Source organism: Mycobacterium sp. E1715, from assembly GCF_001667625.1.
Taxonomy (GTDB): Bacteria; Actinomycetota; Actinomycetes; order Mycobacteriales; family Mycobacteriaceae; genus Mycobacterium.
Window position 1 is genome coordinate 1 of sequence record NZ_LZJJ01000036.1, and the last position, 19049, is coordinate 19049.

The 19049-nt window shown below is 67.6% G+C and carries 19 protein-coding genes; 13 read left to right on the forward strand and 6 right to left on the reverse strand.

Annotation, left to right across the window (positions count from 1 at the left end):
- Nucleotides 1–572, forward strand: a 572-nt coding sequence (locus A9X03_RS01985) for an aldo/keto reductase (RefSeq protein WP_068259411.1), incomplete at its 5' end; no start/stop codon positions are given.
- A 77-nt stretch (nt 573–649) separates the two neighbouring features.
- On the opposite strand, the gene A9X03_RS01990 is transcribed toward A9X03_RS01985, so the two are convergent.
- The 3 genes from A9X03_RS01990 to hisN form a co-directional block, all read right to left on the reverse strand.
- Complete coding sequence (locus tag A9X03_RS01990) at nt 650–1855, reverse strand: acyl-CoA dehydrogenase family protein (RefSeq protein WP_067784537.1); 1206 nt, start codon at nt 1853–1855, stop codon at nt 650–652.
- Nucleotides 1856–1887: 32 nt separating this feature from the next.
- Nucleotides 1888–3297: an acyl-CoA dehydrogenase family protein gene (locus tag A9X03_RS01995; RefSeq protein ID WP_068259413.1), complete on the reverse strand. Its 1410-nt coding sequence runs from the start codon at nt 3295–3297 to the stop codon at nt 1888–1890.
- Between the two features lie 85 nt (nt 3298–3382).
- Nucleotides 3383–4171 carry a histidinol-phosphatase gene (hisN, locus tag A9X03_RS02000; RefSeq protein ID WP_067757017.1) on the reverse strand — a complete coding sequence of 263 codons (789 nt, stop codon included), beginning with the start codon at nt 4169–4171 and terminating at the stop codon, nt 3383–3385.
- A gap of 33 nt (nt 4172–4204) precedes the next feature.
- Here hisN and A9X03_RS02005 point away from each other — a divergent pair, with 33 nt between their 5' ends.
- Entirely contained in the window at nt 4205–4534 is a 330-nt protein-coding gene (locus A9X03_RS02005; RefSeq protein WP_067757014.1) for a hypothetical protein, read from the forward strand.
- A 7-nt stretch (nt 4535–4541) separates the two neighbouring features.
- On the opposite strand, the gene A9X03_RS02010 is transcribed toward A9X03_RS02005, so the two are convergent.
- Nucleotides 4542–5618 carry a PPE family protein gene (locus A9X03_RS02010; protein ID WP_067782459.1) on the reverse strand — a complete coding sequence of 359 codons (1077 nt, stop codon included), beginning with the start codon at nt 5616–5618 and terminating at the stop codon, nt 4542–4544.
- 88 nt (nt 5619–5706) lie between these two features.
- Nucleotides 5707–6867 carry a PPE family protein gene (locus A9X03_RS02015; protein WP_068015374.1) on the reverse strand — a complete coding sequence of 387 codons (1161 nt, stop codon included), beginning with the start codon at nt 6865–6867 and terminating at the stop codon, nt 5707–5709.
- Between the two features lie 535 nt (nt 6868–7402).
- On the opposite strand from A9X03_RS02015, the gene A9X03_RS02020 reads away from it, so the two are divergent.
- Nucleotides 7403–8197 carry a universal stress protein gene (locus A9X03_RS02020; RefSeq protein WP_067782465.1) on the forward strand — a complete coding sequence of 265 codons (795 nt, stop codon included), beginning with the start codon at nt 7403–7405 and terminating at the stop codon, nt 8195–8197.
- A 98-nt stretch (nt 8198–8295) separates the two neighbouring features.
- Here the strand turns inward: A9X03_RS02020 and A9X03_RS02025 are convergent, their stop codons facing one another.
- Nucleotides 8296–9663: an FAD-dependent oxidoreductase gene (locus A9X03_RS02025; protein ID WP_067757011.1), complete on the reverse strand. Its 1368-nt coding sequence runs from the start codon at nt 9661–9663 to the stop codon at nt 8296–8298.
- Nucleotides 9664–9826: 163 nt separating this feature from the next.
- Between A9X03_RS02025 and prfB the strand changes: the two genes are divergently transcribed.
- From prfB to A9X03_RS02075, 10 genes are all read left to right on the forward strand, one after another.
- A complete protein-coding gene (gene prfB, locus A9X03_RS02030) occupies nt 9827–10948 on the forward strand; it encodes a peptide chain release factor 2 (RefSeq protein ID WP_067757008.1) in 1122 nt (373 codons plus the stop codon).
- On the forward strand, nt 10938–11933 hold the full coding sequence (locus A9X03_RS02035) for a mechanosensitive ion channel family protein (RefSeq protein WP_068259419.1): 996 nt from the start codon (nt 10938–10940) through the stop codon (nt 11931–11933). The genes prfB and A9X03_RS02035 overlap by 11 nt, the downstream gene beginning before the upstream one ends.
- Nucleotides 11930–12409 carry a hypothetical protein gene (locus A9X03_RS02040; RefSeq protein ID WP_067782471.1) on the forward strand — a complete coding sequence of 160 codons (480 nt, stop codon included), beginning with the start codon at nt 11930–11932 and terminating at the stop codon, nt 12407–12409. The genes A9X03_RS02035 and A9X03_RS02040 overlap by 4 nt, the downstream gene beginning before the upstream one ends.
- A 43-nt stretch (nt 12410–12452) precedes the next feature.
- Nucleotides 12453–13142: a cell division ATP-binding protein FtsE gene (ftsE, locus tag A9X03_RS02045; protein WP_067756999.1), complete on the forward strand. Its 690-nt coding sequence runs from the start codon at nt 12453–12455 to the stop codon at nt 13140–13142.
- On the forward strand, nt 13143–14036 hold the full coding sequence (gene ftsX, locus A9X03_RS02050; RefSeq protein WP_067756996.1) for a permease-like cell division protein FtsX: 894 nt from the start codon (nt 13143–13145) through the stop codon (nt 14034–14036).
- Nucleotides 14037–14038: 2 nt separating this feature from the next.
- Complete coding sequence (gene smpB / locus A9X03_RS02055; RefSeq protein ID WP_068259421.1) at nt 14039–14548, forward strand: SsrA-binding protein SmpB; 510 nt, start codon at nt 14039–14041, stop codon at nt 14546–14548.
- A 92-nt stretch (nt 14549–14640) separates the two neighbouring features.
- Nucleotides 14641–15390: an EamA family transporter gene (locus tag A9X03_RS02060; RefSeq protein ID WP_197499075.1), complete on the forward strand. Its 750-nt coding sequence runs from the start codon at nt 14641–14643 to the stop codon at nt 15388–15390.
- Between the two features lie 54 nt (nt 15391–15444).
- A complete protein-coding gene (locus A9X03_RS02065) occupies nt 15445–16689 on the forward strand; it encodes a 26S protease regulatory subunit (RefSeq protein ID WP_231975326.1) in 1245 nt (414 codons plus the stop codon).
- Nucleotides 16690–16695: 6 nt separating this feature from the next.
- Nucleotides 16696–17730 carry a tetratricopeptide repeat protein gene (locus A9X03_RS02070; protein ID WP_068259426.1) on the forward strand — a complete coding sequence of 345 codons (1035 nt, stop codon included), beginning with the start codon at nt 16696–16698 and terminating at the stop codon, nt 17728–17730.
- A gap of 18 nt (nt 17731–17748) precedes the next feature.
- Nucleotides 17749–18594, forward strand: coding sequence for a maleylpyruvate isomerase family mycothiol-dependent enzyme (locus A9X03_RS02075; RefSeq protein WP_067756980.1), 846 nt, complete (start codon nt 17749–17751; stop codon nt 18592–18594).
- Nucleotides 18595–19049: the final 455 nt, after the last annotated feature.

Below are 19049 nucleotides of genomic sequence, written 5' to 3' on the forward strand. Positions count from 1 at the left end.
TCGACGAGCCGGCCGACTTGCGCCGCGACATCGAGACCAACCTGCGCACGCTCGGCGCCGACCAATTGGCCGCGGTCAACCTGCGCGTGTTCGAAAGCGACGGGCCGGATCAGCTTTTCGACGACCAGCTGTCGGTGATGATCGAAGCCCGCGACGCGGGACTGATCGGGGGGATCGGGTTGAGCAACGTCAACCGCGATCACCTGCTGCGCGCCTTGGAGCGCACCGAAGTCGCCTGTGTGCAAAACGCATTCAACCTCGTCGACCGCGGATCGGCGCCCGTGCTCGAGGAGTGCACGACACGCGGCATCGCGTTCGTTCCGTTCTTCCCGCTGGGGGCCGCCTTCATCCGGCCCAACCCGGTGCTCACCCACCGAGTGGTCGTCGAGACCGCCGACCGGCTCGGGCACACGCCCGCGCAGGTCGCGCTGGCGTGGACGCTGGGCGTGGCGCCCAACGTGCTGCTGATCCCGGGCACCTCGTCGGTGCGCCACCTCGAGGAGAACCTCGACGTCGCCTCCATCGAGCTGGACGACGAGGTCCGCGAGCAGCTGGACGCGATCGGCGCCTAAGTTTCGCCGAACGTGCACTCAGGGCGAAGAAATCGCCGAATTTCCGCCATGGTTGCACGTTCGGCGCAGACCGGTCGCTATTTGAGCTCGGCCGACGACAGGCCCAGCAAGCGGCGGGCGACCACCAACTGCTGGATCTGCTGAGTGCCCTCGAAGATGTCGAGGATCTTGGAGTCGCGCGCCCACTTCTCCAGCATCGATTGCTCGGAATAGCCTGCGGTGCCGGCCAATTCGACAGTCTTGAGGGTGACGTCGCTGGCCATGCGGCCGGCCTTGGCCTTGCTCATCGACGCCTCTTTGGAGTTCGGGATCTTGTTGTCGGCCTGCCACGCCGCGCGCAGCGCGAGCAGGTAGGCGGCCTCCCAGTCGGCCTCCATCCGCAGGAACTCGGCCGCCGCGGCGCTCTGGGCGTGCGAGGGCTTGTCGTAGGAGATCTCCACGCCGGCCTCGGTCAGGATCTTGCGGATCTCCTCCAGGGCGGCGCGGCCGACCCCGATGGCCATGGCGGCCACGATGGGCCTGGTGTTGTCGAAGGTCTCCATCACGCCGGAAAAGCCCTTGCCCACTTCGATTTCCGGGTTGCCGAGCAGGTTCTCCTTCGGGATCCGGACGTTGTCGAATCGGATCGCCGCGGTGTCGGAGCCCTTGATGCCGAGTTTGCGTTCGAGCCGCTCGACGGTCACGCCCGGGTGCTCGCGCGGCACGATGAACGACTTGATGGCCGCGCGCCCCTGCGACTTGTCCAGCGTCGCCCACACCACGATGTGGGTGGCGCGCGAACCGGCTGTGACGTAGATCTTTTCGCCGTTGATCACGTACTCGTCGCCGTCCAGCTTGGCCGTGGTCGACACCGCCGCGGAGTCGGAGCCGAAGCCCGGCTCGGTGATGGCCATCGCCGCCCACACCTTGCCCAGGCGTTCCAACTGTTCCTCGGTGGCCACCGCGGAGATGGCCGCGTTGCCCAGGCCCTGGTAGGGGACCGACAACATCATCGCGACGTCGCCCCAGCAGGCCTCCAGGGTCTGCAGCAGGGCCGCCATGTTCGCGCCGTTGTGGTTTTGGTCCCTGTCCTTGTTCTCGTCGCCCAGGTTGTCGGCCCCGGCGAACTCGATGGATTCCGAGGCGCCCGCGAACAGGTTGTACAGGGTGTCGAGTTCGACCGGGTAGGCGTGTTCGGCCAGGTCGTACTTGCGGGCGATCGGCCGCATCAGTTCCGCGGCGCCCTGATGCGTCTTGACGGCCACCGCCTGCAGTTTGCGGGGCAGTTCGAGATTGATTGCCATGATTGGTCTTTCGGCTCGAGTTGAATGACGACTTAGATGACGACGACGCCCTCGGCCACGCCGATGGCCCGCAGGTCGCGGTACCAGCGCTCGACCGGGTGTTCCTTCGTGAAGCCGTGGCCGCCGAGCAGCTGCACGCCGTCCAGGCCGATCTGCATGCCCTTGTCGGCGCCCAACCGCTTGGCCAGTGCCGCCTCGCGGATGAAGGGCAGGCCCTGCTCGGCGCGGGCGGCGCCCCGCCAGGTGATCAGCCGCAGGCCGTCCAGCTCGATCGCGATGTTGGCGCACATGAACGCGACGGCCTGACGGTGGGCGATCGGCTCGCCGAACGCTTCGCGCTCCTTCACGTAGGGCACCACGTAGTCGAGGACCGCATGCGAGGTGCCGACCGCCAGTGCCGCCCAGCCCAGCCGGGACAGCGCGAGAGCCTCCGAGTAGTCGTCGTCGGTGGCTTCGTCCTCACCGAGGCGCGCATTCAGCGGCACCGAGACGCCCGAGAGCTCCACGTGACCCAGGGCCGCCGCGCGGATGCCCATGCTCGGATCCGCCTTGACGGTAAGGCCTTTCGTCGACGACTCGACGATGAACAAGGCCGGCTTGCCGTCCAGCTGGGCGCCGACGATGAACAGCTCGGCGTCGGCCGCCGCCGGAACCAACGACTTCACGCCGTCGAGGCGGTAGCCGCTCGGTGTGCGCACCGCGGTGGTCTTCAGCTGGGTGGGGTCGAACAGCGGTTGCGGCTCGGCGATGGCGACGCAGGCCTGCGGAACGTTCTCGCCCGCGAACTCGTGCAGATACGTGGCCTGCTGGTCCGCGCTGCCCCAGTGCGTGAGCGCCGCGGCCACACCGCCCGGGGCCAGAATCGGCAGCGCGAGACCCATGTCGCCGTAGGCGAGCGCCTCGGCCACCAGCACGTTGGTCACGCTTGACCGGTGGGCGGCGATGCCCTCGAAGTCCTCGGGGATGTTGATCGCGGTGATGCCCAGCTCGGCGGCCTTGGCGATCAGGTCGGCCGGGTAGGTCGCCGCCTCGTCGGCGCCGGGCGCCGCGGGCCGCAACACCTCGTCGGCGAATTCGGTAAGCGTCTCGACGATCATCTGCTGTTCGTCGTCGGGCGTCAGGTCGAAGTAGTCCTTGCCGCTCGACTTGAGCCGGGTCGGCCCGCCGCGCAGATTCTGCACCCGCCTGAACTGCCGGGAGGCGGCCGCCGCGGTGGAGAAGACGGTCTTCGTGCCGTACTGCAGGCCCCGGTTGACCGGATCGCGCAGACGGTATTTGTCCAGGAATTCCTGGCCCATGAGCGGGGTGAGCAGCGCGATGGCGATGTCGACGCCCGTGCGCTTGTGGTGTTGCAGCCCTACCGCGCTCTGCTGGTCTTTCCGCTTGCGACCGGAGCGGGCGGACTTGGAAGTCTTTGTGGAACCGGAACCTGTGTCGGTCATGTCGGCAGCCTGTGGTTAGTCGGGGCAGTGCGAACAAGGCTATCTTACTCCGGAGTAAGATCACAGAGAACACTTGTTAACTAATTCACAGACCGCCGGCGTCGAGGGCGCGAAGCACGAGTTCGTGCAGCGGCCCGTTGGTCGCCACGGCGCTGCCGCGGTGCGGACCCGCGACGCCGTCGAGTCCGGTCATCGTTCCGCCCGCTTCGCGCACGAGGACGTCGAGGGCAGCGAGGTCCCACACCGACACCTCGGGTTCGGCGGCGATGTCGACGGCCCCCTCGGCCACCAGGCAATAGGACAGGAAGTCGCCGAACGCGCGCACCCGCCAGACCGCGTCGGTGAGCCCGATGAAGCGGTCCCGCAGACCGCGCTCGGCCCAGCCGGACAGGCTGGAGAACGACAGGCTGGCCGAGTCGAGTTGCGCCACAGCGGAAACCGATAGCGGCCGCGGGGGCGCGCCGTCGACCGTGACGAACGCGCCGAGGCCGCGAGCCGCCCACCACCGGCGTTGCAGCGCCGGCGCGCTCACGACGCCGACCGTCGGCACACCGTCTTCGAGCAATGCGATCAAACTGGCCCACACCGGCACGCCGCGCACGAAGTTCTTGGTGCCGTCGATGGGATCGATGATCCACTGCCGCCCGGTGAAAACGGCGGTGCCGCCGAACTCCTCGCCGAGAATGCTGTCCTGTGGCCGTTCGCTCCCTAGCGTCTCGCGGAGTTCGGTTTCCACCGAGCGGTCGGCGTCGGTAACCGGGGTCAGGTCGGGCTTGGTGTCGACGCGCAGGTCCAGCGCGCCGAAGCGGGCGGAAGTCAGCGCGTCCGCGCGGTCGGCCAGCGCGAGCGCCAGCGTCAGATCGTCCCGGCTCATGACGCAGTCCTATCACGGCCCTACGATGGCGGGGTGTGGGAATTCGGAGTCCTGATCCTGCTGCTGGGCGTCTTGGCGGTCGCACTTGCTCAGCGGTTCCTCCCCCGCGGCCCACGTGGAGACCTCTTGAACGGCACGCTGCTGGTGACCGGGGTGAGCCCGCGGCCGGACGCGACCGGCGAGCAATTCGTCACCATCGCCGGGGTCATCAACGGGCCGACGGTCAGCGAGCACGCGGTGTATCAGCGCATGGCCGTCGACGTCGAGCAGTGGCCGACCATGGGCCAGTTGTTTCCGGTGGTGTATTCGCCGAAGAATCCGGACAACTGGAAGTTCGCGCCGTCCGAGCCGCCCCCGGTCTAGCGATCCATCAGCCGGCCGCCGGCGGGCGGGCCATCACCGAGATGCGGACGCCATAACGCGGTACGACCAGCGCGGCCCGCGAGACTCTGCCCCCTGGAATTCCGGGCACCCCGGGCGTGCCGGATCCGGTTCGGGCCAGCGCCTCGGTCGTCGGCAGCGCGGATGGCCCGCCGCCCGGAAGTCCCCCGACGGGGCTGCCCGTCGCGGCCGTCCAGCCGGCGGGCACCGACATCGCCCCGATCCGCCCGGCGCGGGCCAACACGGCATGGACGTTCCCCACACCCGATCCCGGCCCCCCGAGCGCGGGCTGCGTGGGCGCCGCGGCCGGGACGGCCGCGAGGTTCGGCAGGATTCCCAAGTTCTTGTCCGCCTGGATGATTCCGGCGGGAAACCCCTCGGCGTTGAAAAGGGCGTTGAACGTGGTCTGGACAGCCTGGATGCTGTCGAGGATTCGGAAGAGTCCCGAGGTCGAGCCCGGCGCCGCGGAGGCCACCGCCTGAGACCCCGAGTTCGTGCTGGCGTGTGCGACGGCCTGCTGCTGGTCCGCGATCCCGGCCGCATCGGTGGCCGCCCGCGGGGAGAGGAACGGCGAAAGCTGCGCCGCGGCAGCCGAACCCGCCGAATAGGCGTACATCGCGGACGCGTCCTGGGCCCAATACTCGGCGTACTCGGTTTCGGTGGCCGCGATCGCGGCGGTGTTCTGGCCGAAGAAGTTCGTCGCGATCAACTGCGCCAATCGGCTGCGGTTGGCGGCGATCGCGGGCGGGGGCACCGTCATGGCATGGGCGAGTTCGTAAGCCGCCGCCGCGGCCCGGGCCCGCATCGCGGCCTGCCGTGCACGCTCGGCGGTGGTATGCAGCCACGCCACGTAGGGCGCTGCGCCGGCTGCCATCGCCCGGGATGCCGGTCCGTGCCAATGCAACCCCGTCAGCCCCGACAGCACCGATTCGTACACCGCGGCCGTGACGGTCAACTCCGCCGACAGCGAGTCCCACCCTCCCGCGGCGGCCAGCAGCGGGCCGGAACCGGGGCCGGCGTACATCCGGCCGGAGTTCACCTCTGGTGGGAGAATGCCGAAATCCATTGTCCTACAGCCCTATGAGCGCGCACCACGAAGCCGCATGCGTCGAGCGGTTCGTTCCCTGGCCGGCCGTTGGCGGATCGACCGCATGTCACCCGGCGGCCGGCGGCCGCGGTATCACGTTGAGCCGTATCCCGTAGCGGGGCGGCGCACCCACGCCGACGGCTCGCGAGTTGCCGGCGCCCGGCATGCCCGGATAGCCGGGGTATCCGGACGACACCGGCTCCTCGGTGCCCGGCAGCGTGGTGAACCCGGCGGGTGATAACGGCGAGATATGGGTGCTCGTGGGCGCGGACCAGCTGGCCGGCACGGACATCGGCCCGATCGACCCGGCGTGCGACAGCGTTGCGGTGACGTTGCCCAAGCCCCCGCCCAAGCCCGCGGCCGCGCCGCGAAGTGCGGGCGCCGCGACCGCGGGTGCGAGATTGGCCGCGGCCGCCCCCGGCTTGGCCAGGATGCCCAGATTGTTCTCGGCGCCAATGATTCCGGATACGAATTGCTCCATGTTGTAGGGAGCACTGAAGCCGACGCCCGTTCCCTGAATCGCGTCGAGGAGCCGGAAGGCGCCGTTGTTGTTCGCGGCCGCTTGCTGAATGGGTGCGGCCGCCGGATTCGGACTCAGCAACGTCTGCGCCGATTGCGGTGAGAGCGACTGCTTGACGGCATTGGACGCGGCGGCCTTCATGCCGGCCGCGGTCACGGCGGCATGCTGGGCGCTGACCCCGGACTCCGCGGTGGATTTGTTCGCGCTGGCGAACTTCGGCAGCTGCATCGCCGCCGAAGAGGACGCGGCGTAGCCGGTCATGGCTGCGGTGTCCTGGGCCCAGAAATCGGCGTATTGCGCCTCGACGGCCGCGATGGCCGCGGTGTTCTGGCCCACGATGTTGGTCGCCACCAGCGATGCCAGCAGGGTGCGGTTGGCCGCGATCACCGGCGGCGGCACCGTCATCGTGTACGCCTGCTCGTAAGCCGCCGCCGCGGTTCGCGCCTGCATGGCTGTCTGTTGTGTCTGCTCGGCGGTCGCCTGCAACCACGCCAGGTAGCGGGCGGCCGCGAACGCCATCGCGTCGGCAGCGGAGCCCCGCCATTGCAGGCCGAGACTCGACAGCACCGCCTCGTAAGACGCGGCGGTGGAGGTCAGTTCGGCCGACAGCGCATCCCAACTTCCCGCGGCGGCCAACAGCGATCCCGGCCCCGGGCCGGTGTACATCCGGGCAGAGTTGACCTCTGGCGGAAGAAAAGCCCAATCCATAGTGTCCATCCCTCAAGTGCGTTGTGGGCAAGAATGATTAGCGACGGTCTTTGGCCGCTCGTGCCGGTCGGCGGGCAGGCGAAGCCCTCCCCGGCGAACGGACGAGAGGCGGCCCGGGCGGAATCGCTCCACGGCTGGCTACCGGGCAGCGTGGCGGTTATCGAGTTGGCGGACCGTGCGCACAGGGCATCGCGAGAAACCTTCGATGTTCGGGCACTTCAAAGGTCGCAGGTGCGGACCACACGTGCGGGGTTTTGCTGATTTCGCGGCGCCGGCCACCCTTAATTCAGACTCCGTTTGCCGAGCGTTTACCTTACGTTAACCAGTCCCAGTCTTATCAAACGCCTGACAAATAGCGAAAGCCGCTGAACCGCTTGATAACTGGCGTGGCCTGCGGTCCGCCGCCGCCGGTACCCAGGGGCCGAATGGCACATAGTCGGGGACCAATGCCTCTGTGGGAGAGGGGTTCCCGGTCATAGCGTCGTCACCGAGCGACCGGAAAGTGCCCGCCCACAGCTGAGCGAAGGAGCCCTCGATGAGCACCAGCTATCCCGCTCCGGCGATCGTCGTGGGTGTGGACGGATCGAGTGGGGCGGTGCAGGCGGCCCTGTGGGCGATCGACGAGGCAGTCAGCCGGGACATCCCGATGCGATTGGTTTACGTCGTCGATCCACGGGACGCGCCGACCGCGGCCGCCAGCGAGGCGCGCCTCGCCGCCGCACGCACGGCGCTGGCCGACGCCCACCGGGCAGTGGAGGCCACCGGCACGCAGGTGAAGATCGAAGCCGACATCCTTTATGGCAGGCCACTCACCAAGTTGATGGAGGAGGCGAGGTCGGCGGCCATGATCTGCATCGGTTCGATCGGGCTCAACCACGCCCGCCACGGCGGAACGTCCGTCGCGAGCGCCCTGGCCGGCTCGGCCCGGTGCCCGGTGGCCGTCATCCATCAGCCGGCCCGCCGCTCGGCGGCGCCGAAGGTCGGGAGCGTCCTCGCCGAAGTCGACAACGGCATGGTGCTGCGGCACGCTTTCGAGGAGGCGAGGCTGCGCCGAGCCACGCTGCACGCGCTCTGGGTATACGGCGAGGACTCGCACGACGCCGGCGACGGAATGCGTTCGGCCCAAGCACGATTGAGCCGGCGGCTCGCGCGGTGGACGCGACTGTATCCCGACGTCCGGGCGGAATCCGCGATCGTGCGCGGCAGTGTGGAGCAGTACCTGCACGCCAACCCCGAAGCGGGCCAGTTGCTGGTCACCGACTCCCACACCGCCGCCGACGTCTGCAACGTGGGGCATTCGGTGCTGGCGATACGGTGCAGCAACCTGTGACGGCGGATCTGATCGACCGCGCCGACGTGGTGGCGCTCTTGCGTCGTTTTCATGGACGGGCGCTGGACGACGGGCCGCCGGCAACCGTCGCCCGGTGATCAGCCGTGGCTGATCCGCAGCAGCTCGGCCAGGTTGGGCAGCTTGACGCGCGGGCGCCCGTGCGGCTCCCCGGCGGCGCGCTCATGACGGTCGATGACCTCCCAGTGCGCGGAGGTGACCAGTTTGGGCTGGCGTGAGGCCAGCCAGTCGGCCAGCTGGTCGGCGTGGTCGTCGGGGAAGTCCGGCAGACCGGATTCCTTCGCGCGGTCCAGATCGGCGATCAGCGTGTCGACGGTGTCCTGGGAGTCCTTCTTATTGGTGCCGATGACACCGGTCGGCCCGCGCTTGATCCATCCGGCGACGTATTCGTTGCGGCTGCCCTCCACCCGGCCCGCGGCGTTGGGGATGGTCGCGGTCTTCTCGTCGAACGGCAGACCGGGGGTGGGCATACCTCGGTACCCGACCGACCGCACCACCAGTTGAACCGGCAGCTCCTCGCGCTCGCCGGTGTCCTTGGCGGATACCCGGCCGCTGTCGTCGTTGACCAATTCGTTGCGCCCGAGCACGATGCTCTCCACCTTGCCGTCGCCCTTGATCTCGATCGGCGAAGTCATGAACCGGAACACGATCCGGCGATGGCCGGGCCGTGGCGCCCGCGTGGCGTAGTCGCGCAACGCCTTGATGTTCAGCTTCGTCGTCTTGTCCGCGGCGGCCTCGTCGTCGGCGGTGATGCCCTCGAGCTGCGCCGGATCGACGATCACGTCGACGCCTTCCAGATCGGCCAGCTCGCGCAACTCCAGCGTGGTGAACGCGGTCTGCAGCGGCCCGCGCCGCCCGATGATCACCACTTCCTCCACGCCACACGGCCGCAGCGACTCCAGGGCGTGGTCGGCGATGTCGGTGCGTGCGAGCACGTCGGGATCGGTCACCAGGATGCGGGCGACGTCGAGGGCGACGTTGCCGTTGCCGACGACCACGGCCCGGGCGCCCGACAGGTCGGGGCCGGGTTCTTGGAAGTGTGGGTGCGCGTTGTACCAGCCGACGAATTCCACCGCGGCCATGCTGCCGGGCAGGTCCTCGCCGGGAATCTTCAACGACCGGTCGGATTGCGCGCCGATGGCGTAGATCACCGCGTCGTAGCGTTCGGACAGTTCGTCGGGCTGCACGTGCTCGCCGACCACCACATTGCCGAAAAATCTGAAGCGGGGATCTTCGGCGGTCTTTTCGAACTGCCTGCTGATCGACTTGATCTTCGGGTGGTCGGGCGCGACGCCCGAGCGCACCAGCCCCCACGGGGTCGGCAGCATCTCCAGCATGTCGACGGCCACCTCGATGTCTTCGGCCGCGTCCGCCGCTTTGAGCAGGGAGGACGCGGCGAAGAACCCGGACGGTCCGGAGCCGACGATGGCAACGTGGTATGGACGCATACTCGACCTTCTATTCGTGCCCGGTTAGCGCGCGGGGGGCTGGCGGCGCGCGGCGCGGGGTGCACATGACCGTGACTCGATGCTAAACGCATGACCGCTGGTCGTGGCCCGGGCACTCGCCGGGAGCCGGGGCGCTCGGAGCGTCCCGGTAACGTTGTCCGCTGTGGAACCCGACCGTCAAGCCGACATCGCCGCCCTTGACTCCACCCTGACCACGGTGGAGCGGGTGCTCGATGTGGACGGTCTGCGCAGCCGGATCGAGAAGCTCGAACACGAGGCGTCCGATCCCCAATTGTGGGATGACCAGGCCAACGCGCAGCGGGTGACCAGCCAGTTGTCCCACGCCCAGGGGGAACTGCGTCGCATCGAAGAGCTGAGGCAACGGCTCGATGATCTGCCGGTGCTCTACGAGCTGGCGGCCGAAGAAGCGGAGGGCGCCGCCAGCAAAACAGAAGCGCTCGCCGAGGCGGACGCCGAGCTGAAGGCGCTGAGGGCCGATATAGAAGCCACCGAGGTGCGCACGCTGCTCTCGGGGGAGTACGACGAGCGGGAGGCGCTGGTCACCATCCGGTCGGGCGCCGGCGGGGTGGACGCGGCCGACTGGGCCGAGATGCTGATGCGGATGTACATCCGGTGGGCCGAGCAGCACAAGTACCCCGTCGAAGTGTTCGACACGTCCTACGCCGAGGAGGCGGGCATCAAGAGCGCGACGTTCGCCGTGCACGCCCCGTTCGCCTACGGCACGTTGTCGGTCGAGCAGGGTACCCATCGATTGGTCAGGATCAGCCCCTTTGACAACCAGAATCGACGCCAGACGTCGTTCGCGGAGGTCGAGGTGCTTCCCGTGGTGGACACCACCGATCACATCGACATCCCGGAAGGCGATGTGCGCGTTGATGTTTACCGCTCCAGCGGGCCCGGCGGCCAATCCGTGAACACCACCGACTCGGCCGTTCGTCTAACCCACATCCCAACGGGTATCGTCGTGACTTGCCAGAACGAAAAATCGCAATTGCAGAACAAGGTCTCGGCGATGCGAGTGCTTCAGGCAAAGTTGTTGGAGCGCAAGCGTTCCGAAGAACGCGCAGAACTCGACGCGTTGAAAGGTGAAGGCGGCAGTTCGTGGGGCAATCAGATGCGCTCCTACGTTCTGCATCCCTATCAGATGGTCAAGGATCTGCGGACCGAGTACGAGGTCGGCAATCCGGCGGCCGTCCTGGACGGAGACATCGACGGGTTCCTGGAAGCGGGAATCCGGTGGCGCAACCGAAAAGATGACGACTAACACAACTCTTCTTGCCTCGACCGCCCTGACAAGGGCGCTGGGCTGGCACGAATTTTGGCGCGGCGACATCGGGCAGTGGATCATCACCCGCGGTCTGAGGATCGTGATGGTGCTGATCGTGGCGGTGCTGGCGGCCCGGTTCGTCAACTGGGTGGCGCAGCAGATCACCCGTCAGCTCAACCTGGGTTTCGCCGAAAGCGACGCGCTGGTGCGCTCGGAGGCGACCAAGCACCGCCAGGCGATGGCCTCGGTGATCTCCTGGGTGTCGGTGGTCCTGATCAGCATCTGGGTGATCATGCAGATCGCCGACGTGCTGCAGTTCTCCGTGGGGGGACTGGTCGCGCCGGCCACCGTGGTCGGCGCCGCCCTGGGTTTCGGGGCGCAGCAGCTCGTCAGGGACCTGTTGTCCGGCTTCTTCATCTTGGCGGAGCGCCAGTACGGCTTCGGGGACCTGGTCACCCTCACCGTCGTCTCCTCGACGGAGGCCAGCGGCACCGTCGAGAACGTGACGCTTCGGGTGACCCGCCTGCGCTCAGCGGACGGCGAGGTGTTGACCATCCCCAACGGACAGATCGTCAAGGTGGTCAACCTGTCCAAGGACTGGGCGCGCGCGGTGGTGGACATCCCGGTGTCCACCAGCGCCGACCTGAACCGGGTCAACGAGGTCTTGCACCAGGAATGCGACCGCGCGATGGAAAACCCGCTACTGGGCGAGTTGCTGTTGGACGCGCCCACCGTCATGGGTGTGGAGAGCATCGAAGTCGACACCGTCACCCTGCGTCTGGTGGCCCGCACGCTGCCCGGCAAGCAGTTCGAGGCCGGCCGACAGCTGCGTGTCCTGGTCATACGGGCGCTGGCCCGCGTCGGCATCATGACCGCGGCGGACGCGAAGGTCGGGCTGGTGGAAGACCCGTCCGTCCCGGTGGCCCAGGCGGCCGAGGAGCGAATCGACGACGACGTCGAAGGTGCGGTGCAGAAGCGTTGAAATTCACCCTGAGCATCTTCGAGAAGCGCAGCGAAGACTCGGACGCGGATCATCGCTGGCCGAAATACATGTTCGGCGGGCGGCTCCGCACCTCGACCCTCGTGCTGATCATCGCCTTCTTCGCCGCGTGGTGGGTCTACGACACCTACCGCCCGGAACCGGCGCCCAAGCCACCCGCGCAGCAGGTGGTGCCGCCCGGTTTCGTCCCCGACCCGAACTACACCTGGGTGCCGCGCAGTCGCGTGCAGCAGCCGCCGCCGACCGTCACCTACACGCCGACCCCGACGAGCACGCCGCCGCCGCCACCGCCGCCCGTGACGACGACCACCACCACGCCGCCACCGGCGCTGCCGCAGCTGCCGTGCCTGCTGCCGCCGCCCTTCTGCCCGCCCAGCACCAGCAGCCCCGCATCGCCGCCTCAGCTACCGCAGCCGGGGCCCGGCCCGGCGCCCACTTCGCCACCGCCGGCCAGTTGACTTGGCTTGCCAGCGAAATTCACGGCTACACTGGCGTGCCGTGATGATCACCCTTGACCATGTCAGCAAGAAGTACAAAGCGTCGGCCCGTCCGGCGTTAGAGGACGTGAACGTCAAAATCGACAAGGGTGAGTTCGTCTTCCTGATCGGCCCGTCGGGTTCCGGTAAGTCGACGTTCATGCGGCTGCTGCTCGGCGAGGAGAACCCCACCTCCGGCGACATCCGGGTGTCGAAGTTCCACGTCAACAAGCTGCGCGGTCGTCACATTCCGAAGCTGCGCCAGGTGATCGGAACCGTGTTCCAGGACTTCCGCCTGCTGCAGCAGAAGACCGTCTACGAGAACGTCGCCTTCGCGCTGGAGGTGATCGGCCGGCGGGCCGACGCCATCAACCGGGTGGTGCCCGAGGTGCTCGAAACGGTCGGCCTGTCCGGCAAAGCGAACCGGCTGCCCCACGAGTTGTCCGGCGGCGAGCAGCAACGCGTGGCGATCGCGCGCGCGTACGTCAACCGGCCCCTGGTTCTGCTGGCCGACGAGCCGACTGGCAATCTCGACCCAGACACCAGTAAGGACATCATGGATTTGTTGGAGCGGATCAACCGCACGGGGACGACGGTGTTGATGGCGACGCACGACCACCACATCGTCGACTCGATGCGTCAGCGCGTCGTGGAGTTGTCTCTGGGGCGGCTGGTTCGCGACGAGCAGCGCGGCATCTATGGGATGGACCGCTAAGTGCGCTTTGGCTTCCTGTTCAACGAGGTCCTGACCGGGCTCCGTCGCAACGTCACGATGACGGCGGCGATGATCCTCACCACGGCCATCTCGATCGGCCTGTTCGGTGGCGGTCTGCTGGTGGTGCGGTTGGCCGACAACTCGCGGGAGATCTATCTCGACCGCGTGGAGACGCAGGTGTTCCTCACCGACGACATCTCCGCCAACGACGCGACATGCGGGTCCGGCCCGTGTAAAGCGCTGCGGGACAAGATCGATGCGCGCCAAGACGTCAAATCGGTGCGTTTCGTCAACCGGCAGGACGCCTACAACGACGCGATCAAGAAGTTCCCGGAGTTCAAGGACGTGGCGGGCAAGGAGTCGTTTCCCGCGTCGTTCATCGTCAAGCTGAACAACCCCGAACAGCACGCGGAGTTCGACGCCGCGATGCAGGGCCAGCCCGGCGTGCGCAGCATCCTCAACGAAAAAGATTTGATAGATAGGCTATTCGCCGTCCTGGACGGTTTGCGCGACGCCGCGTTCGCCGTCGCCCTGGTGCAGGCCATCGGGGCGATCCTGCTGATTGCCAACATGGTCCAGGTCGCCGCGCACACGCGGCGCACGGAGATCCAGATCATGCGGTTGGTCGGGGCCAGCCGCTGGTACACCCAGCTGCCGTTCCTGGTGGAGGCGATGCTGGCCGCGGCCATCGGTGTCGCCATCGCGATCGTCGGCCTGGTTCTGGTGCGAGCGTGGTTCCTGGACAACGCGCTGAGCCAGTTCTACCAAGCGCATTTGATCGCCAAGGTCGACTACGCCGACATCCTCTACATCTCGCCGTGGCTGTTCCTGCTCGGCGTGTCGATCGCCGGGCTGACCTCCTACGCGACGTTGCGCCTCTACATCCGGCGGTAGCTGTGGCGAAAGATCCCGGCCGGGCCAGGGCGGCGGGCGGCAAGCGTGGCAGCAAACAGATCATCGCCACCAATCGCAAAGCGCGGCACAACTATTCGGTCATCGAACTTTTCGAGGCCGGAGTGGCTTTGCAGGGCACCGAGGTGAAGAGCCTTCGGGAGGGACACGCGTCGCTGGCCGACGCGTTCGCAACCGTTGACGACGGCGAAGTCTGGTTGCGCAACTTGCATATTCCTGAGTACGAGCACGGTAGCTGGACCAACCATGACCCACGTCGCAATCGAAAGTTGTTGTTACATAGGCAACAAATCGACCGTCTGGTCGGAAAGATACGAGATGGTAACCTCGCCCTCGTGCCGATGTCTCTGTATTTCTCCGAAGGAAAGGTCAAGGTCGAGCTCGCGTTAGCGCGCGGCAAGCGAGCGCACGACAAACGTCAGGACATGGCCCGCCGCGATGCCCAGCGCGAAGTGGTCCGTGAATTGGGTCGCCGAGCCAAGGGCATGAGCTGATCGGGGCCGCTTACGCGCAGCTGTCGGCCGTTACCTACGGCGTCAGCGATTTCGTGGGCGGTGTAGCCGCTCGCCGGGTCGCCGCGCTGCGCGTGATGCTGGTGGTCTATCCGATCGAGACGTTCTTGCTGGGCGCGCTGGCCCTGGCGGTGGGCGGGCCGATCTCGTGGGGCGCCGTTTTCTGGGGTTGCCTCTACGGCGTCGGAATGGCGGTCGGCATGTGGGCCTTCTTTGCCGCGCTGGGCGCCGGGCCGATCTCTGTCGTCTCGCCGCTGGCGGCGGTGCTGAACGCGGCCGTCCCGGTCGCGGTCGGAGTGGCGCTGGGGGAGCGGCCGGGGCCAGGCGCTTCGGTGGGCTTCGTGCTGGCGTTGGTCGCGGTCATGCTGGTGAGCCGGGAAGCGACCGCACAGGGCGTCACCCCGTATCGATTCACCCCGAAGGTGGCGTGGCTCACGCTGCTGGCCGGTTCGGCGATGGGACTGAACCTGGTCTTTCTGCACCAGGCGCCCCACGCGTGCAAACTGTGGCCGCTGGTCTTCGCCCGGCTCGCGGCCACCGTGGTGATCTTCGTGATGGCCGCGGCCAGTGACAACCTGCGGGCGCCGCGCGGGAAGCCGTTGAAGCTGGCGTTGGCCGTGGCCGTGCTGGACATCTGCGCCAACGTGACCATGCTGCTGGCGTTGCACACCTGGTTGCTCTCGCTGGCCAGCATCCTGATCTCCCTCTACCCGGCGGCCACGGTCGTGCTGGCGATGGTCGTGCTGCGCGAGCGGCTCACGCGGTGGCAGGGGTTCGGCATGGTGATGGCCATGGGCTCCGTGGCCATGATCGCCGCCAGCTGACGGCGCTGCCCCCTTAGTATTGGGCTGCCAGCACTCATACGCGGGGAGATGACGGTGGGGGCATCCGATACCGAGGACCCGGTCATCCGGGAGTTGTCGGGCGCGGTGGAACGCAGCCCCGACGTGATCGAGCTGAGGCTGCATCTCGCCAATTTGCTCGCGGACAAGGGGCGGTACGCCGAGGCGCTGAGTCACTGCAGTACGGCGCTGACCCAGCAACCGGGCAACGCCCAGGCACTGAGCCTGCTGCAGCGGTGCACCGCGGCGCTGGGGGCATCGTCCGAGGGTCCGCCGTCGCCGGGAGAGCCACCCGCCGGCCAGGAGGGGTTCGACTGGTCGAGCGCCGAACGCGAGGTCGCCGACATCATCGAGCCCGCGTTCATCGAGCGCCCCCCGGACGCCGTCAACGAGGACGACTTCGACGTCGTGCAGCGCGTCCGCGTCCGGCTCGACGACGTCGCCGGCATGGAGGACGTCAAACGGCAGCTGGACCTTTCGCTGCTCGGCCCGATCAAGAATCCCGAGCTGATGAAGGCGTACAAGGTGACCGCGCGCGGCGGGCTGCTGCTGTACGGCCCACCGGGCTGCGGCAAGACGTTCATTGCCAAAGCCATTTCGGGCGAGCTGGGTGCGAACTTCTATCAAGTTGGCATCGCCGACGTTCTGCACCAGTGGTTCGGTAACAGCGAGCGCAGCATCCGCGCCGTCTTCGACACCGCCCGGCGCAACGCGCCCTGCGTGCTGTTCTTCGACGAGGTGGACGCGTTGGGTCATCGGCGCTCGGCCCTGAGCGGCAGCTCGGGGATGCGGCCGGTGGTGAACACGCTGCTGGAGGAGATGGATTCGGCGGGGTCGATCAACGACGGTGTGTACGTGCTGGGCGCCACCAACGCGCCCTGGGATGTCGACCCGGCGCTGAGGCGGCCGGGCCGATTCGACCGGATGATTTTCGTCGGCCTGCCCGACGTCGGCGCCCGAGCGGGCATCGTGCGATCGCACCTGCAGGACCGGCCGGTCTCCGGTATCGACCTCAAGACGATCGCCAACCGCACCGAAAGCTTCTCCGGCGCCGACTTGGCCTACGTGTGCGAGATCGCGACGCAGCTTGCGATGGCGGATTCGATGCGCAGCGGCCAGGTGCGGCCGGTGCTGATGGCCGATATCGACAACGCGCTCGCTCAGATCCGGCCCAGCACCGGCCCCTGGTTCGAGACGGCGCGCAATGTCGTCGAATTCGCCAACGGTGACGGCACGTACGACGAGTTGGCGAAGTACCTGCGCCGCAGGAAGTTTCGGTGACCACCGGTGACGTCGGACCCCGGCGTTCGAGCCGACAGCGCCCTGCAGGTCGCCCGCGCGTATTACGCGACCAGGAATTACCAGCGGACACGAGATGTCACCCGCGCTGCGTTGTCGCAAAATCCCAACGACCCTGACCTGCTGGCCCTGCACGCCGCGGCCGATCACGCACTCAAAAACCATGGGCCCGCAGCCAACAGCGCATATGCAGCGTTGTCGGTCGCGCCGCAACACGAATTCGCGATGCGGGTCTACGCGTTGGCGCTCGAGGGTCTCGGCCGCAACTATGACGCAATGTGGATGGCGTGGCGGGGGGTGGTCGCCCATCCGAACCAGGCAGCCCAATACCGCCTGTACGCGGCTCTGCTGCTGAGGTCGCGACAAATGGCGACGGCCCTGTACGTCATCGATAGGGCGCTGCAGCTCGAACCCAACGATGTCGATGCGCTGAACTTGCGGGGCGCGATCCTGCATCGGCTCGGGCGGCGTTCCGAATCCGTCGCCTCCTATCGGCAAGCGTTGCAGTTGGATCCCGGCAACGCCGAGGCGCTCAACGATCTGGCCATTCACCGATTGGATGGGAACAAGTTCAGTCGCGCCCTGCGTGGGTTTCTCGGGGCCGCGGGAAGCGACCCGGAACTGGCGGACCTGGCTCGCCGAAACATCGGGGTTGTGCTGCGAAAGGTGCTCGCTGGCGTCACCGTCGGGGCCGGTGTGCTGAGCGTGTTGCTCGCCATCACCGCGGGGGCTTACAACGACGGGCGTCCGACCGCGGTGGCGCGAGTGGCCGTGGGGTTGCTCACCGCGGCCATGATCGCCGTGCTGTGGTGGCTAGTGCGTGCGATTCCGCGCGGCGTGCTGCTGTCCGTGTTGCGCAAGCAGCGATTCTCCGCCGCCCGCGCCATCCACGCGCTGGTCGCCATCGCGGCGGGGGCGTGGGTCACCGTCTACCCCGGACCCCCGGCGATGATCGCCGTCGGCGGACTGCTGGCCGTGGGCGCCCTGGTCATTATTCGGATCGGGCTCTTGATCGGGAAATGATCGGCCTACTATCCGACCATGGCCGATCGCCCTGTCACCAAGCTCGACAAGTCCGAAGTGCTCGCGGGTCTGTTCGCGGTGTGGGACGACATCACCGCCCTGCTGGACGGGTTGCCGGAGGCGGAGTGGGAGGCGGCCAGCCCGCTGCCCGGTTGGGACGTCAAGGCGTTGGTGGCGCACATGATCGGCACCGAGTCGTTCCTCGCCGGCGTCCCCGCGCCGCAACCCGACATCGACGTCTCGACGCTCGAGCATGTTCGCAACGACATCGGCGCGATGAACGAGTGCTGGGTGCGCTACCTGAGCGCGGAGCCCGGCGGCGACGTGCTCAAACGGTTCAAGGACATCACCGACGACCGGCGCGCGGCGCTGACGGACATGTCCGCCGAGGACTGGGACGCCGTGACGGTGACGCCGGTGGGCCCGGAGAGCTACGGGCGATTCATGCGCGTCCGGGTGTTCGACTGCTGGATGCACGAGCAGGACATCCGCGAGGCGCTGCGCTGGCCGTCGTCCGATGAGCAGCTCGCCAGTCCCGCGGCTGAACTGTCCCTGGACGAGATCGCCGCCACCATGGGCTACGTGGTGGGCAAGCGGGCCAAGGCGCCCGAGGGCTCGCGGGTCCTGTTCGAGCTGACCGGGCCGCTGTCCCGCAACATCCGCGTCAGCGTCGATGGGCGGGCCCGGTTGGTCGACGACTTCGGCGGCCAGGAGCCGACGGTGGCGATCCGGCTGGACGGCCTGCAGTTCACCCGGCTGGCCGGCGGCCGGCCCATGTGCCGCGCCCGGGCGCAATCCGTCGACCTCGGCGGTGACGAGGACGTGGCCGCCCAGGTCGTCGAGCACCTGAATTTCGTGATCTGATCGCAGCGCGGACCGGGAAGATACGTTCGTTGCCGCGCGTTGATCACGGCGTACTATTGATTGTCCTGCCGAAAATCGGCGGGGATGCGAGGGGCTGAACGGTTTCGACTTCGCGCATCGAATCAAGGGAAGCGTGCCGGTGCAGGCAAGAGACCACCGTAAGCGTCGTTGCAACCAATTAAGCGCCGATTCACATCAGCGCGACTACGCTCTCGCTGCCTAAGCGACAGCTAGTCCGTCAGACCGGGAAAGCCCTCGACCCGGAGCCTGGCGTCAGCTAGAGGGATCAACCGATGAGTCCGGTGCGATCGGGGACCTCGATCGACTGAATGATGCCGCCGTAGGTCAGGATTCGCACGCGCATGCCGTGTCCGCTGGTGAGCGTATAGCGGCGCACGGGCGCCTCACCCACCTGACCGAACGGCTCGCTGGTTATCGACGGCGGCCCTGCCTTC

What these genes read in the sequence shown, in the direction of transcription:
- A9X03_RS01990 (WP_067784537.1), bottom strand. Translation starts at nt 1,855, where the DNA reads ATGGCAATCAATCTCGAACTGCCCCGCAAACTGCAGGCGGTGGCCGTC.
- A9X03_RS01995 (WP_068259413.1), bottom strand. Translation starts at nt 3,297, where the DNA reads ATGACCGACACAGGTTCCGGTTCCACAAAGACTTCCAAGTCCGCCCGC.
- hisN (WP_067757017.1), bottom strand. Translation starts at nt 4,171, where the DNA reads ATGAGCCGGGACGATCTGACGCTGGCGCTCGCGCTGGCCGACCGCGCG.
- A9X03_RS02010 (WP_067782459.1), bottom strand. Translation starts at nt 5,618, where the DNA reads ATGGATTTCGGCATTCTCCCACCAGAGGTGAACTCCGGCCGGATGTAC.
- A9X03_RS02015 (WP_068015374.1), bottom strand. Translation starts at nt 6,867, where the DNA reads ATGGATTGGGCTTTTCTTCCGCCAGAGGTCAACTCTGCCCGGATGTAC.
- A9X03_RS02020 (WP_067782465.1), top strand. Translation starts at nt 7,403, where the DNA reads ATGAGCACCAGCTATCCCGCTCCGGCGATCGTCGTGGGTGTGGACGGA.
- A9X03_RS02025 (WP_067757011.1), bottom strand. Translation starts at nt 9,663, where the DNA reads ATGCGTCCATACCACGTTGCCATCGTCGGCTCCGGACCGTCCGGGTTC.
- A9X03_RS02035 (WP_068259419.1), top strand. Translation starts at nt 10,938, where the DNA reads ATGACGACTAACACAACTCTTCTTGCCTCGACCGCCCTGACAAGGGCG.
- ftsE (WP_067756999.1), top strand. Translation starts at nt 12,453, where the DNA reads ATGATCACCCTTGACCATGTCAGCAAGAAGTACAAAGCGTCGGCCCGT.
- A9X03_RS02075 (WP_067756980.1), top strand. Translation starts at nt 17,749, where the DNA reads ATGGCCGATCGCCCTGTCACCAAGCTCGACAAGTCCGAAGTGCTCGCG.